This is a genomic window from Brevundimonas bullata (genome assembly GCF_014207965.1).
Lineage (GTDB): Bacteria > Pseudomonadota > Alphaproteobacteria > Caulobacterales > Caulobacteraceae > Brevundimonas > Brevundimonas bullata_A.
The window spans coordinates 53530-66234 of sequence record NZ_JACHLM010000008.1 but is presented as its reverse complement, the minus strand read 5'-3'; the positions used below and the strand labels follow the sequence as shown (position 1 = coordinate 66234).

The 12705-nt window shown below is 67.3% G+C and carries 12 protein-coding genes; 7 read left to right on the top strand and 5 right to left on the bottom strand.

The window, feature by feature from the left end:
- Positions 1-20: 20 nt before the first annotated feature.
- The 3 genes from HNP51_RS17575 to HNP51_RS17565 are packed head-to-tail and all read right to left on the bottom strand — an operon-like array spanning position 21 to position 3136.
- A complete protein-coding gene (locus tag HNP51_RS17575; RefSeq protein WP_184273774.1) occupies positions 21-1085 on the bottom strand; it encodes a phosphotransferase family protein in 1065 nt (354 codons plus the stop codon).
- Positions 1082-2380 carry an acyl-CoA dehydrogenase family protein gene (locus HNP51_RS17570; RefSeq protein ID WP_184273771.1) on the bottom strand — a complete coding sequence of 433 codons (1299 nt, stop codon included), beginning with the start codon at positions 2378-2380 and terminating at the stop codon, positions 1082-1084. The genes HNP51_RS17575 and HNP51_RS17570 overlap by 4 nt, the downstream gene beginning before the upstream one ends.
- A 24-nt stretch (positions 2381-2404) precedes the next feature.
- Positions 2405-3136, bottom strand: a complete 732-nt coding sequence (locus tag HNP51_RS17565; protein WP_184273768.1) for an SDR family NAD(P)-dependent oxidoreductase — start codon at positions 3134-3136, stop codon at positions 2405-2407.
- 67 nt (positions 3137-3203) lie between these two features.
- On the opposite strand from HNP51_RS17565, the gene HNP51_RS17560 reads away from it, so the two are divergent.
- The 7 genes from HNP51_RS17560 (at position 3204) to HNP51_RS17530 (ending at position 11197) form a co-directional block, all read left to right on the top strand.
- The gene (locus HNP51_RS17560; RefSeq protein ID WP_184273765.1) at positions 3204-3842 is read left to right on the top strand and encodes a TetR/AcrR family transcriptional regulator; all 639 of its coding nucleotides are present in this window, start codon (positions 3204-3206) and stop codon (positions 3840-3842) included.
- A gap of 191 nt (positions 3843-4033) precedes the next feature.
- On the top strand, positions 4034-6475 hold the full coding sequence (locus HNP51_RS17555; RefSeq protein WP_184273762.1) for a TonB-dependent receptor: 2442 nt from the start codon (positions 4034-4036) through the stop codon (positions 6473-6475).
- 27 nt (positions 6476-6502) lie between these two features.
- Positions 6503-7486 (top strand): fumarylacetoacetate hydrolase family protein, encoded by a 984-nt coding sequence (locus HNP51_RS17550; RefSeq protein ID WP_184273759.1) that lies wholly within the window; start codon positions 6503-6505, stop codon positions 7484-7486.
- A 299-nt stretch (positions 7487-7785) separates the two neighbouring features.
- Positions 7786-8676 (top strand): 3-hydroxyacyl-CoA dehydrogenase, encoded by an 891-nt coding sequence (locus HNP51_RS17545; protein WP_184273756.1) that lies wholly within the window; start codon positions 7786-7788, stop codon positions 8674-8676.
- The gene (locus HNP51_RS17540; protein ID WP_184273753.1) at positions 8673-9860 is read left to right on the top strand and encodes a thiolase family protein; all 1188 of its coding nucleotides are present in this window, start codon (positions 8673-8675) and stop codon (positions 9858-9860) included. The genes HNP51_RS17545 and HNP51_RS17540 overlap by 4 nt, the downstream gene beginning before the upstream one ends.
- A 17-nt stretch (positions 9861-9877) precedes the next feature.
- Positions 9878-10513 carry a glutathione S-transferase family protein gene (locus HNP51_RS17535; RefSeq protein ID WP_178828835.1) on the top strand — a complete coding sequence of 212 codons (636 nt, stop codon included), beginning with the start codon at positions 9878-9880 and terminating at the stop codon, positions 10511-10513.
- Between the two features lie 15 nt (positions 10514-10528).
- Positions 10529-11197 (top strand): SDR family NAD(P)-dependent oxidoreductase, encoded by a 669-nt coding sequence (locus HNP51_RS17530; RefSeq protein ID WP_184273750.1) that lies wholly within the window; start codon positions 10529-10531, stop codon positions 11195-11197.
- Between the two features lie 59 nt (positions 11198-11256).
- Here the strand turns inward: HNP51_RS17530 and HNP51_RS17525 are convergent, their stop codons facing one another.
- Together HNP51_RS17525 and HNP51_RS17520 are read right to left on the bottom strand one after the other, a co-directional pair.
- Positions 11257-12186 (bottom strand): DMT family transporter, encoded by a 930-nt coding sequence (locus tag HNP51_RS17525; RefSeq protein ID WP_255500541.1) that lies wholly within the window; start codon positions 12184-12186, stop codon positions 11257-11259.
- Positions 12183-12704 (bottom strand): carboxymuconolactone decarboxylase family protein, encoded by a 522-nt coding sequence (locus HNP51_RS17520; protein ID WP_178828837.1) that lies wholly within the window; start codon positions 12702-12704, stop codon positions 12183-12185. Before HNP51_RS17520 ends, HNP51_RS17525 begins: the two co-directional genes overlap by 4 nt.
- Position 12705 lies beyond the last annotated feature (1 nt).

The following is a 12705-nucleotide window of genomic DNA, read 5'->3' as shown; positions in this document are numbered from 1 at the left end:
AACCCTCCGGCGGGCGTTTTTCATGACCGGGCCTCATTAAGCCAGCGTCCGGCGCGGCCCAGCAGCCGCACCGCATTGGCATGCAGGCGCTCGCCGATCTCCATCGGCGCCTTGCCGGCGCAAGCCCGCGCGTAACTGCCTTCGAGAATGAGGGCGAGCTTGTAGCAGGCGAAGACCTTGTACCATTGCAGGTTCGACAGGTCGGCGCCGGTCAGCCGGCCGTAGACCTCGACCAATTCCTCCGCCTCGGGGAAGCCCTCCCAGGGCTCGACGACGATCGTGGTCTGGCTCATGTCCCCGCCCGGGCCAGGCCAGGTCGCCAGCAGCCAGCCGAGGTCGACCAGGGGATCGCCTATGGTCGACAGTTCCCAGTCGATCACGGCCTCAAGCACCGGGGCGTCCTGGCGGAACAGGACGTTCTTGAGATGAAAGTCGCCGTGCATCAGCCCGGGGCGGAAGGTCTCCGGCCGGCGCTGGTCCAGCCAGGCGCCAATGGCGTGAACGTCAGGCAGGCCGTCAGAGCCAGGCCAGTCCGCAAACTCGTCGTAGCTTTCCAACTGCTTCATCCAGCGGCGCGACTGGCGTTCGAGAAAGCCTTCCGGCTTGCCGAAGTCGCCGAGCCCGACCGCTTCGTAGTCGATGAGCGCGATGCGCGAGAGGCCCTCGATCACGGACAGGCCCATGGCGCGACGGGCCGTGGGGGATTGCGCATGGAGCGCCGGCATGCCGACGGCGGCGTTGAACCCGTCCAGCGGCTCCATCAGATAGAAGGCGGCGCCGAGCACCGAGGCGTCAGGGCAGTCGGCGATCAGGCCTGCGTGGGGCACGTCTGATCCCTTCAGGGCGCGAAGGACCCGCGCCTCGCGCCGCATGGTGTCGCTGCCGTCGCGCCGCGGATTGAGCGGCGGGCGCCTCAGCACGTATTCGCGTCCGTCGCGCCGGAAGCGCAGCAGGACGTTCTGGGAGCCGCCGGTCAGCTGGACGACCTCCGTGATCGGACCCGCGCCGAGGCCCTGATCGGCCATCCATCGGGCCAGGGCCTCAAGGTCGACGAGCTCCAGTCCGTGCGGACGGTCGATGGTCATGCGATCGCCGCCTTCAGGCCCGCCTCGTCGCCGGACAGGCCGTATCGGGCCAGGGCGGCGGCGCGTCGCGTCGGGACGTGATAGTCGGGAAAGAGGCCCTGGGAATGCTTGCGGCCGCGCAGCAACTGCTTGGCCAGGGTCACCTTGTGGACGTCGGTCGGGCCGTCTGCGAGGCCGACCTGGAAGGAGTCGAGCACCATGGCCGCCAGAGGGGTCTCGTTGGACAGGCCCAGGCAGCCGTGGATGTAGACGGCCCGCGCGGCGATGTCGTGCAGCACCTTGGGCATGGCGGCCTTCACGGCCGAGATGTCGCCCCGGACGCGGTTGTAATCCTTCTCGCGGTCGATCTTCCAGGCGGTGCGCAGGACCAGGAGACGGAACTGCTCCAGTTCGATCCAGCTGTCGGCGATCTTCTCCTGCACCATCTGCTTGCTGGCGAGCGGTTCACCCCGGCTGATACGCGCCAGGGCGCGGTCGCAGAGCATGTCGAAAGCCTGCCGCGCCTTGCCGATCGTGCGCATGGCGTGATGGATGCGTCCGCCGCCGAGACGAACCTGGGCCACGACGAAGCCGTCGCCCTGGCCGCCCAGCATGTGATCCAGAGGAACGGCGACCTCGGTGAACCGCAGATAGGCGTGAGCCGGATCGCGATCACCGTAGCCGACGTTGCGGACGATCTCGAGCCCGGGCGCGTCCTTGGGAATGATGAAGACGGAGAGGCGGCGATGCGGCGGGGCCTCGGGATCAGTGACCGCCATGACCAGGAAGAAGCTGGCGTACCGTGCGTTGGTGGCGAACCATTTCTCGCCGTTGAGGACCCAGTGGTCGTCACGACGCTCGGCGCGGGCGGTGAAGGTCGTGGGGTCGGCGCCGCCCTGGGGTTCCGTCATCGAAAAGCAGGACACGATGTCGTTGGCGAGCAGGGGCTGAAGATAGCGATCCTTCTGCGCCTGCGTCCCGTAGACCGCCAGAATCTCGGCATTGCCCGAGTCCGGCGCCTGGCAGCCGAAGACGGTCGGGGCGAAGACGGACCGGCCGAGGATCTCGTTCATCAGGGCCAGCTTGACCTGTCCGTAGCCCGGGCCTCCGAGCTCCGGACCCAGGTGGCAGGCCCACAGGCCTCGTGCCTTGACCTGCGCCTGGAGCGGGCGGACGAAACGGCGGTTGAGCGGATGGTCGACGTCGAAGGGGCTCTGCAGGATCAGGTCGAGCGGTTCGACCTCCTCGCGGACAAAGGCGTCGATCCAGGCGAGCTGTTCGGCGAAGTCGGGGTCGGTCTCGAATTCCCAGGCCATGGGCGGTCTCCAGTCTGTTCGGTGTCAGGACAGGGTTCTGCCGCCGTCGACGACGATGGTCTCCCCGATGATGTAGGTCGCGAGCGGGGAGGCCAGGAAGAGCGCCGCGCCGGCGATCTCCTCGGGTCGTCCCAGCCGCTGCAGCGGAATGCCCCTGAGCCGCTCTTCGAGCCGCTTCGGATCCGCCGTCGTCACTTCGGTCATCTTGGTCGCGATCAGGCCCGGCGCGATCCCGTTCACGCGAATGCCGCGTCCCGCCCAGGCGTCGCCGAGCGCGCGCGTCAGATGGATGGCCCCCGCCTTGGACGCCGAATAGGCGGGATTGCCCCGGGCGGCGCGCAGGCCGCCCACGGAACTGATCAGGATCAGGCTGCCGCGTCGCGCCTCCAGCGCCGGGGCCAGCTTCTCGGCGCAGGCCATGAGGCTGTTGAGGTTCACCTCCACGACCCGACGGAAGGTCTCGGCCTCGAATTCGCGGCGCCGGTACTCCACCGCGCCCTGCGACAGGATCACCACATCGAGGGCCTCGAAGGGCGGGGTCCAGGCCTCGACCGCTCCGGCCTTGGCGACGTCCAGCGTCGAGAAGGCGAAGGGGGCGAAGGCTTCGGCGGCGTCGCCGTAGTCGGCCCTGCCGGCGCGGGTGCCTGTGACGGCGACCCGGCCGCCCCTGGCGGAGAAGGCCTGGGCGCAGGCCAAGCCGATGCCGCTCGTTCCGCCGATGATCAGGACGGTCTTGTCGGTGAAGTCGAGATCCACGGCGGTCCTAAAGCGAAAGAATGAAACAGTTGTTTTATTTCACATGAGTGCGCTAGGTCGTCAATCCATGAAAGCTGAGAAGGCAGACATCGCTCGCGAGACGATCAAGCGGGCCGCGCAGAGCCTGTTCGCTGCGCGCGGCGTAGACGCCGTGTCCGTTCGCGACATCCTGGCGGCGGCGGGGCAGCGCAACGGCGCGTCGCTGCACTATTATTTCGGCTCGAAGGACGACCTGGTCGCCCAACTGGTGATCGACGGCGCGCGGCTGATCGATGAACGGCGCAACGCCCGACTGGACGCCCTCGAGGCCGTCGGGGGACCGCGTTCGCTCGACGAGGTGATGGAGGTCCTCATCCTGCCGTCGACCGAGCTCGGCAGGGAGGGTGGAGAGGGGGACTATCTTCGCTTCATCAGCACCTTCAGCCTGCAGAACCGCGCGGACTTCGAACGTATCGTAGGCGACGGCTGGAACCGCGGCTATCAGCGCTGCCTTGACCACATCCGGCGCCTTTCGCAGGCTCCCGCCGAGGTCCTCGAGCGACGGCTGGTCTTCCTCAGCCTCGGATTGCGGGCGGTCATGACCGCCCGGGAAGCCGCCCTGGCGTCAAACGCCGCCCATCCCTTCTGGCAACCTGACGAGACGCTCGCCGATCTTGTGCGGACCCTCGTGGGCATGGTGTCGCCGGCCGGGGCGGAAATCCCCTAGGGTTCCGCGTCCGGGGTCTGCCGGATATAGTTCGCTATATAGAACTTTATTCCGGTATCAGATTATGGATTGCGACCCGGGATATCTCTGACTAGCATCGTCTCGCGGTCGCGCCCTGGCGCGGACCGGGAGCCGGCCTGAGGGCGCCTGCGCGAAGACGCGGGGACCGCAGGCGAGGGAGAGGGAAGACGATGGACGTGAAGACAGGCATTTCATGCGGCGCGCTCGCATGGGCGTTGATTTCGTTTGCGGACCCGGCCGCAGCACAGACAGGACCCGAAACCGAGGTCGTCACCGGCGTTGACGAGGTCGTGGTCACCGCGCGTCGTCGCGACGAGGCACCGATCTCCGTGCCGGTCGCGGTCACCGTGCTCGGAAGCGAGCAGCTTCGCACCCTGGCGGTGGACAGCCTGCAGGATCTTCGCGCCGTCACGCCGGGGATCTCAGTCGGCGAGGTGTCGGGCGGCGTAGGCGGCACCGTATCCTTGCGCGGGGTCGGAACGACGGCCGGGTCCAATCCCACCTTCGAGCAGACCGTCGCCGTCAACATCGACGGCGTCCAGCTGTCGCGAGGCGGCGCCGTGCGCGTCGGCCAGATCGACATGGAGAAGATCGAGGTCCTGCGCGGACCCCAGGCCCTCTTCTTCGGCAAGAACAGCCCTGCCGGCGTCATCTCGATCACGACGGCCGATCCCGGCCGATCCTTCGAGGTCGAGGCGCGGGCGGGCTACGAGTTCAACGCCAAAGAGCGGCAGCTTGAGGCCGTGGTCTCGGGACCGATCACCGAAACCCTCGGCGGCCGCCTGGTCGTCTACGGCGCGGACATGGAGGGGTGGCGCGAAAATATCGCGGGGCAGGCGGCCGAAGCCGCCAATGCCATCCGTCCCGGATCGGTGACCGGCGCGACCTCCGGCGGACCCCAGCAAAGCTTCTTCTTCACCCGTGGCACGCTCAAATGGGAGCCGACCGATCGGTTCGACGCCCGCCTGAAGCTGAGCTACGCCAAGAATGAGGGCATCGGATACAATCAGGCCGGCGGCTTCCAGAGAATCTACTGCCCGAACGGCGCGCCCCAGCTGGCGCCCCAGTCGACCGTCCTGAACGGCGGCACGCCCAACGCCGACCTGGCCAAGGCCCTGTCCGTGGACAACTGCCGTCCGGACGCCACCTACGCCAACGGCAATATCAATCCCGCCTTCCTGGTGAATTCGCCGGAAGGCTTTACCGATCCGTCCGGAGCCGGGGACTACAGCCAGCAGCTCCATTCGCTCGAGCTGAACTACCGGCCGTCCGAGTGGTTGAAGCTGACGTCGGTGACCGGCTGGGCGAAGAACGAGGACTTCCGGGTCGACACCTATGCCGTCGCGCCGTCGGACGCGGTGGCCGCCAATGATTTCAGCGGCAACACGGGCTACATCCAGTTCACCCAGGAGGTTCGCGTGTCGTCGGACCTGCCGGGCGCCTTCAACTTCCTGGCCGGCGCCTTCTACGAATCCTCCGAGCTGGAGACCTATACGCGCGCCATCTCGGCGGGCTCGCCGCTGTTCCTGCACAATATCGACGGCGAGACCCAGTCGGTGTTCGGCCAGGTGCTGTGGGATGTCGCCAGCACTGTGGAGCTGGCGGGCGGCCTGCGCTGGAGCAAGGAATCCAAGGACTTCGCCGTCTCGCGTGAGGGCGTGCCCCAGCCGGTTTCGCCGGCCTCGGCCGATTTCGAGAACACCTCGCCCGAAGTGACCCTGACCTGGAGGCCGACGGATCGTCTGACCCTCTACGGCGCCTACAAGGAAGGCTTCAAGTCGGGCGGGTTCGCGGCGGCGACCAATACGGGTCCGGCCTTCGCCAGCCCCCTGAACGCCATGTACCTGCCGGAATCAGCCCAGGGCTTCGAAGGCGGGGTCAAGGCCCTGCTGTTCGACGGGGCGCTCCGGCTCAACCTGGCGGCCTACGACTACGACTACACCAACCTGCAGGTGAACTCCCTCGACAACTCGAGCGGCGTGCCGGTGATCCGGGTCAACAACGCCGGCGCGGCGACGGTCAAGGGGCTGGAGGCCGACTTCACGCTCCGCCTGCCCCAGGTTCGGGGTCTCACGATCCGGGGCGCGGCCAACTACAACGACGCGAAATACACCGACTTCCTCGCCACCTGCTATATCGGCCAGACCATCGCCGACGGCTGCAATCTGTTGCTCAATCCATCGACCGGCCGATACACCGGTCAGCAGCTGGCCGGCGAGCGTCTGGTCAATGCGCCGGAATGGACGGGTTCCCTGGGCGCCGCCTACAGCGGGCCGACGGCGATCGAAGGCGTCGACTGGGGCATGAACATCGATACCCTCTACAAGTCCGAGTACAATCCCCACCCGGAACTGCATCCGGGCGCCTTGCAGAACGACGTGGCCTTCCTCAATGCGGGGGTGCGCGTCTTCAGCGCGGACCGGACCTGGGAGGTGGCCCTCATCGGCCGCAATCTCACGGAAGAATTCCGTGTCGATGTCGCCTCCAACGTGCCGCAGACCGGTCTGGCGGCCCGCACAGGGACGGCGCTGACCGGCGGGCTCGCCGACCTCAGCGGCAATGTGAACCGGGGGCGTGAGATCATGCTCCAGGTGACCTTCAGGCCGTTCTGACGGCGCGCGGCGAAAGGGAGGCTCGAGATGCGGCTTGTGACATTCGAGGCGGCCGGCCGAAAGCGGGCCGGGGCCTTCATCGAGGGCGACACGCTCATCGTCGACCTCGCCGCGGCGCACATGCAGAGGGTCGGGGAGCATGCTCCCGAACTGGCCGATATGCTGGCGTTGATCGAGGGCGGCGACAATGCGCTCGACAAGGCGGCCGAGGCGGTGAGAGGCGCGACGGCCGATGCCGTCTTCGCGCGGTCCGCCGTCACCCTGAAAGCGCCGATTCATCCGCCGCCGCAGATGCGCGACTGCAGCTCGTTCGAACTGCACCTGCGCCAATGCTATTCGGCGGCGCGGGCCATGAGGGCCCGCGCCAAGGGGGTCGAGGTGGTCGAGGACACGGGGCCGACCGATGCGGAGCAGCGAATTCTCGATCTCTTCGCCCGCCAGCCCATCTACTACAAGGCCAACCGCTTCTCGGTGATCGGGAGCGAGGAGACGGTGATCTGGCCGTCCTACTCCCGGACCATGGACTTCGAGCTTGAATACGGCTGCTACCTCAAGAAGGCGGCCAAGGACGTGCCGGTCGACAAGGCTCGCGACTACATCTTCGGCTACACCATCTACAATGACTTCAGCGCCCGCGACGCCCAGGCGACCGAGATGATCGGCCAACTGGGTCCGGCCAAGGGCAAGGACTTCGACACTGGCAACGCCATGGGGCCCTGCATCGTCACCGCCGACGAGATGCCCGATCCCTATGCCCTGACCATGATCGCGCGCGTCAACGGCGAGGAATGGGGCCGGGGCCATTCAAGCGCCATGCACTGGAAGTTCGAAGACCTGATCGCCTTCATCTCGCGTTCCGAAACCCTCCATCCAGGCGAGTTTCTGGGGTCGGGAACCGTCGGCAACGGCTGCGGTCTGGAGGCGCAGCGCTTCCTGAAGTCGGGCGATGAAGTCGAACTTGAGGTCGAGGGTATCGGCGTGCTGCGCAACCGCATCCTCAAGCCGCTCTAGAACCGACACGACAGGGCGTCCCCCTCCGATCGCGAAGCCGCGCGCCAGAGGATGACGCTCGTCGCCGTTCGACAGGGCGACCGGCGACGACGATGGGTCTTTGTGTTCTGAAATTTCCAGAATGGCGTTCTCAACAGAGAATTTCATTTGCTGGGGCCGATCCTTTTCCGCTAGAAGAGATGCATTGAGGCGACGGCTTGTCCGTTGCGCACGGGGCGGCCCAGCCTTGCGGGCCCCGTCCAGGCCGGCTCCCCGGGTGTCTGGACGACGCGCCCGTTCAGAACAGAAGGTAGAGATTGATGGCCAAGGTTGCAGTGGTGGGGGCCGGCCTCATGGGCGTCGGCATCGCCCATGCGTTCGCTTCGGCGGGACACGACGTCCGGCTGGTCGATGTATCGTCTGAACAGTTGGCCAAGGCTGAAAAGACCGTCGCCGGCATCCTCGCCGACGGGGTCCGGCTCGGGAAGGCGGACGAAGCGTCGGCGACGGCGGCTCTGGCCCGGTTTTCGACGTCGGAAAGCCTGACCGACAGCGCCATGGGCGCCGACCTTCTGGTTGAGACCGTGTCGGAAAACCTGACGATCAAGACGGAGGTGGTTCGCAAGGCCGAGGCCGTCATGGCGCCGACCGGCCTGATCGCCACCAATACCTCCGCCCTGAGCGTGACGGAGATCGCCGCCGCCTGTCAGGACCCGTCGCGGGTCATCGGCATGCACTTCTTCAATCCGGTCCAGAAGATGAAGCTGGTCGAGCTGGTGCGGGGCCTGGCCACCACGGATGCGGCCGTCGCCCGGTGCCGCGACTATGTGGCCCAACTCGGCAAGACGGCCATCGTCGTCAATGAGACGCCCGGCCTGACCACGAGCCGCATGTCGGCCATGGCCGGCAATGAGGCCATGTGGATGCTCCAGGAAGGCGCGGCCACCGCAGAAGACATCGATACGGCCCTGCGCCTGGGCTTCAACCACCCGATGGGGCCCCTCGAGCTGGGCGACCTTACCGGCTGGGACACGCGCCTGTCGGTCCTGCACTATCTGCATTCCACCCTGGGCGACAAGTTCCGGCCGTGTCCGCTGATCATCAAGATGGTCAAGGCAGGGCGCTATGGCCGCAAGGTCGGCTGGGGCGTGTACCGGTATGAAAACGGCCTTCGCGTGCCTGGATCCGGCCTGCGCGGGAGCCAGCTGTGAATCCTGTCTATGTCGTCGCGGCGATTCGCACCCCCATCGGACGGTTTCGCGGCGCGCTGGCGGGCGTGAGGGCGGACCAGCTCGGCGCCCACGCGCTGAACGAACTGGTCGTCCGCGCCGGCGTCGGCCCCGAGGCGATCGACGATGTCATCTTTGGCTGCGTGACCCAGATCGGCGAGCAGTCGGCCAATATCGCCCGCACCTCACTGCTGGGCGCTGGCTGGCCGGAGACGATCCCGGCCATGACGGTGGATCGTAAATGCGGGTCGTCGGAAGCCGCAATTCATATCGGGGCGGCCCAGATCGCAGCAGGAATGAGCGATCTCGTGGTGGCGGGCGGGGCGGAAGCCATGTCGCGCGTGCCCATGGGCTCCAACCGGGCCATCCACGGCGAAGCCTTCGGCTGGCAGGTCTCGGACCGCTATGAGCTGACGTCCCAGGGCGAGGCGGCCGAGCGCATCGCCGACAAATACGGCTTCGACCGCGACGCCCTCGACGACTTCGCCGCAGAGAGCCACCGACGCGCCGCCGCGGCCAGCGACGCCGGCTATTTCCGCGCCGAGACCGTCGCCGTCCCGGTCGCCGATCTTTGCGAGAAGGACTGGGACGGGCTGCGCGACAGTCTTGAGGCCGACCAGACCATTCGTCGCGACACCAGTCGTGAAAAGCTCTCGACGCTGAAGACCAGCTTTCGCGAGAACGGCCGCATCACCGCCGGAAACGCCTCCCAGATTTCAGATGGCGCGGCTGTGGTCCTGCTCGCGTCCGAAGCGGCGGTGCGGCGTTTCAACCTGACCCCGCTGGCGCGTATCCGCGCGACCGCCGTGGTGGGGGCTGACCCGACCCTGATGCTCGAAGGGCCGATCGCCGCCAGCCGCAAGGCGGCCGCCATCGCGGGGCTGTCGTTTGACGATATCGCCCTGTTCGAGGTCAATGAGGCCTTCGCCAGCGTGCCGATGATGTGGATGCAGGCGACCGGGGTGGGGGCCGACCGGCTGAACGTCAACGGCGGCGCCATCGCCCTTGGCCATCCGCTCGGGGCCACGGGCGCCCGTCTCGCGACGAGCCTGATCCATGAACTGGGACGTCGCGGCGAGACCTACGGCCTTCAGGCGATCTGCTGCGCCGGCGGACTGGCTACGGCGACCCTCTACGAAAACCTCATGCCCCGGCCGGCGGCCTGAACCTGAAGGACTCGTCCATGTCCCGGCTCACCTTCTACTATGCCCCGACGAGCTGTTCGCTGGCCTCTCATATCGCGCTCGAGGAGTCCGGCCTGGCTTTCGAGGCGAGCCGCATCCGGCTGCATGACGCGGACTCCGTCGTCGCCTGGCGCCAGACGAACCCGTCGGGTTCCGTTCCGGCCCTGATGTCCGACGGACGACTGCTGACCGAAAATGTCGCCATCCTGGACTATGTGGCGCGTTCCGCGCCGGCCGCAGGCCTGTCGCCGGACGACGCCTTTGATCAGGCGAGGATGCTGTCCCTGACCGCCTGGTTCGCCAGCACCGTGCACATCACCGGGCGAATGGCGCGCGCCCCCTTCCGGTTCACGCCGGACGAGACGACCTATCCGGCCCTGAAGACCGAAGGCCGGATCCGGTTCGAGGCCAATCTCCACAAGATCGACGCCCTCCTGGCCGATCGAGACTGGCTGATCGGCGACCGGATGTCGGTCGCTGACGCCTACGCCCTGGTCTTCTACGCCTGGGGCGTCGCGGGAGAGCATCCGGTCGCCGGGCTCAAGCACTATTCCGCCCTGGCGCGCCGCATGGCCGCTCGACCGGGCGTTCAGCGCGCCATGGCGCGCGAGAAGACCCCGCCTTTTCCTGTCTGACCCCGGAGACCCGCCATGCGCCGCACCGCTATCGTCACCGGAGCGTCCGGCGCCCTGGGGCGCGCCCTCGTGGCGCGGCTCAAGGCCGCCGATATCCTTGTCGCCGCCGTGGACGCGTCGCCGTCTTTCGAGATCGAGGCGGATCTGGTGCTGCCAGGCGTCGATCTCGCCGATGCGGCCTCGGCGGAGGCGGCCATCGAGGCGGTGGTCGCCGCTTTCGGAGCGGTCGACGGGCTGGCCAATATCGCCGGGGGATTCGTCTGGCAGCCCGTGGTCGGCAGCGAGGCGGAGACCTGGGACCGGATGTACCGCACCAACCTGCTCACGGCCGCGCTCGTCAGCCGGGCGGCGGTGCCGCATCTGTTGAAGCAGGGCGGCGCGATCGTGAACGTCGGCGCGGCGGCGGCGGCCGATCCGGCGACGGGCATGGCGCCCTATGCGGCCTCCAAGGCGGGCGTGATGGCGTTGACGCGCAGTCTCGCCAATGAACTGCGCGGGCAAGGGGTGCGCGTCAACGCGGTCCTGCCGACCATTCTGGATACGCCGGCGAACCGTCGGGACATGCCGGACGTCGATCCCGCCGGATGGGTCCGGCCAGAGCATGCCGCCGAGACCATCGCCTTCCTGTTGTCGGACGCCGCCATGGCGGTCAACGGCGCAGGCCTCACGCTCGCAGCCTCCTGAGGCGATTCAGCGCCTCGCCGTCCGGGCGCCTGTGCGCGCCCCGCTCTCACCTCTGACGGCTAGGCGGCTTCTGGCGGAGACGCTTCGACGGCGCGCATTCTGGCGCGCCTGATCTGGATCTCCCGGTTCGTGATGTAGAGGGTCGAGGCCACGATCACACCCGCCCCCAGATAGGTGTAGGCGTCCGGCAGTTCGCCGAACACGACCAATCCCGCGATGATCGACAAGACCAGTCTCGCATAGTCGATGGGGGCCAGGACGGCCGCCTCGCCGACCGCCATCCCCTTGATGAACAAGACCTGGTTGGCGGCGCTGAGCAGGCCGATCAGGAAGAGGGGGATCAGGTCGCCGACACTGGGCCAGCGCCAGTCGGCCAGGGCGAACGGCAGACACAGGATCTCCCCGATAATGCTCGACCAGACCAGGATGGAGCTCGCGGACAGATCTTTTGTAAGGGACTTCACGCCTGTGATCGTGCCGGCCAGGCAAAGGGCCGAGACGAGGGCCGCGACATGCGGCCAGCCAAGCGTGACCCCCGCGCCCCAGGGACGCATGATGATCAGGACGCCGACAAAGCCGACCGCCACCGCTGCGATGCGGCTGGGGCCGATGGTTTCACGAAGGAAGACCGCGGCCAGCAGCACGACCCAGAGCGGGCGCGTGAAGGACAGGGCGTTGGCCTCGGCCATGGGCACGGCCTCGTAGGTGTAGAGCAGCAGGATCATGCCGACGGTTGCGAGCAAGGCGCGTACGAACAAGGGCGGCATCGTCGCCAGCGGCACGAACAGCACCTGCCGCGGGCTGCGCAGCATGAAGGGGACCGCGACGATCAAGGATCCCGTCTGGCGATAGAAGTTCTGGACGTGGGAGGGATAGTCGCCGGCAAGGTGCTTCACCAGGACGGTCATGGTGACAAAGGTTACGCCGGACAGCAGCACCCAGATCGCGCCCTGGGCGTTGGGCGGCAGGCGCGAGAACAGGGTCTTCAAGCCGAAGCGTCCTCATAGCCCTTGAGGACATAGGTCATGCGGCCGCCAGCCAGCATCAGGCCGCTGAACAGATGAAGCTCGACGATCTGTTCTTCGGTGAAATGCGCCCGCAGGTGCTCGTAGATCTCGTCTCCGAGCGAGAAGTAGTCCCCGGCGAACAGTTCTGCAAAGCGCAGGGCGGCCTGTTCGGGCGGGCTGAACCGGGGATCCGACCAGTCGCTGCAGGCGACGATGTCAGCCTCGCTGACGTCGTCTGACTTGCGGGCGATCTGACACACGGGGCAGGTGGTGATCGAGGCGATCTTGAGCCGCACCAGTTCGCGCAACCGTTCGGGCAGCACCCCCCGTTCGTGGATTTCAGCCATCACGCCCAACCAGGCGGTGGCCGCCGCCGGTCGTCTCGCCCAGATCTGGACCGGCAGAGTGTTGGACAGCATCCGCGTCGCCGTCCCCTGGGCGATCGCAGCGCGCAAGGGATCGGGCAGGCTGTCGAGCGGCAGAGGGGCGACGCGAGCCATC

What these genes read in the sequence shown, in the direction of transcription:
- HNP51_RS17575 (WP_184273774.1), bottom strand. Translation starts at nt 1,085, where the DNA reads ATGACCATCGACCGTCCGCACGGACTGGAGCTCGTCGACCTTGAGGCC.
- HNP51_RS17570 (WP_184273771.1), bottom strand. Translation starts at nt 2,380, where the DNA reads ATGGCCTGGGAATTCGAGACCGACCCCGACTTCGCCGAACAGCTCGCC.
- HNP51_RS17560 (WP_184273765.1), top strand. Translation starts at nt 3,204, where the DNA reads ATGAAAGCTGAGAAGGCAGACATCGCTCGCGAGACGATCAAGCGGGCC.
- HNP51_RS17555 (WP_184273762.1), top strand. Translation starts at nt 4,034, where the DNA reads ATGGACGTGAAGACAGGCATTTCATGCGGCGCGCTCGCATGGGCGTTG.
- HNP51_RS17550 (WP_184273759.1), top strand. Translation starts at nt 6,503, where the DNA reads ATGCGGCTTGTGACATTCGAGGCGGCCGGCCGAAAGCGGGCCGGGGCC.
- HNP51_RS17545 (WP_184273756.1), top strand. Translation starts at nt 7,786, where the DNA reads ATGGCCAAGGTTGCAGTGGTGGGGGCCGGCCTCATGGGCGTCGGCATC.
- HNP51_RS17535 (WP_178828835.1), top strand. Translation starts at nt 9,878, where the DNA reads ATGTCCCGGCTCACCTTCTACTATGCCCCGACGAGCTGTTCGCTGGCC.
- HNP51_RS17530 (WP_184273750.1), top strand. Translation starts at nt 10,529, where the DNA reads ATGCGCCGCACCGCTATCGTCACCGGAGCGTCCGGCGCCCTGGGGCGC.
- HNP51_RS17520 (WP_178828837.1), bottom strand. Translation starts at nt 12,704, where the DNA reads ATGGCTCGCGTCGCCCCTCTGCCGCTCGACAGCCTGCCCGATCCCTTG.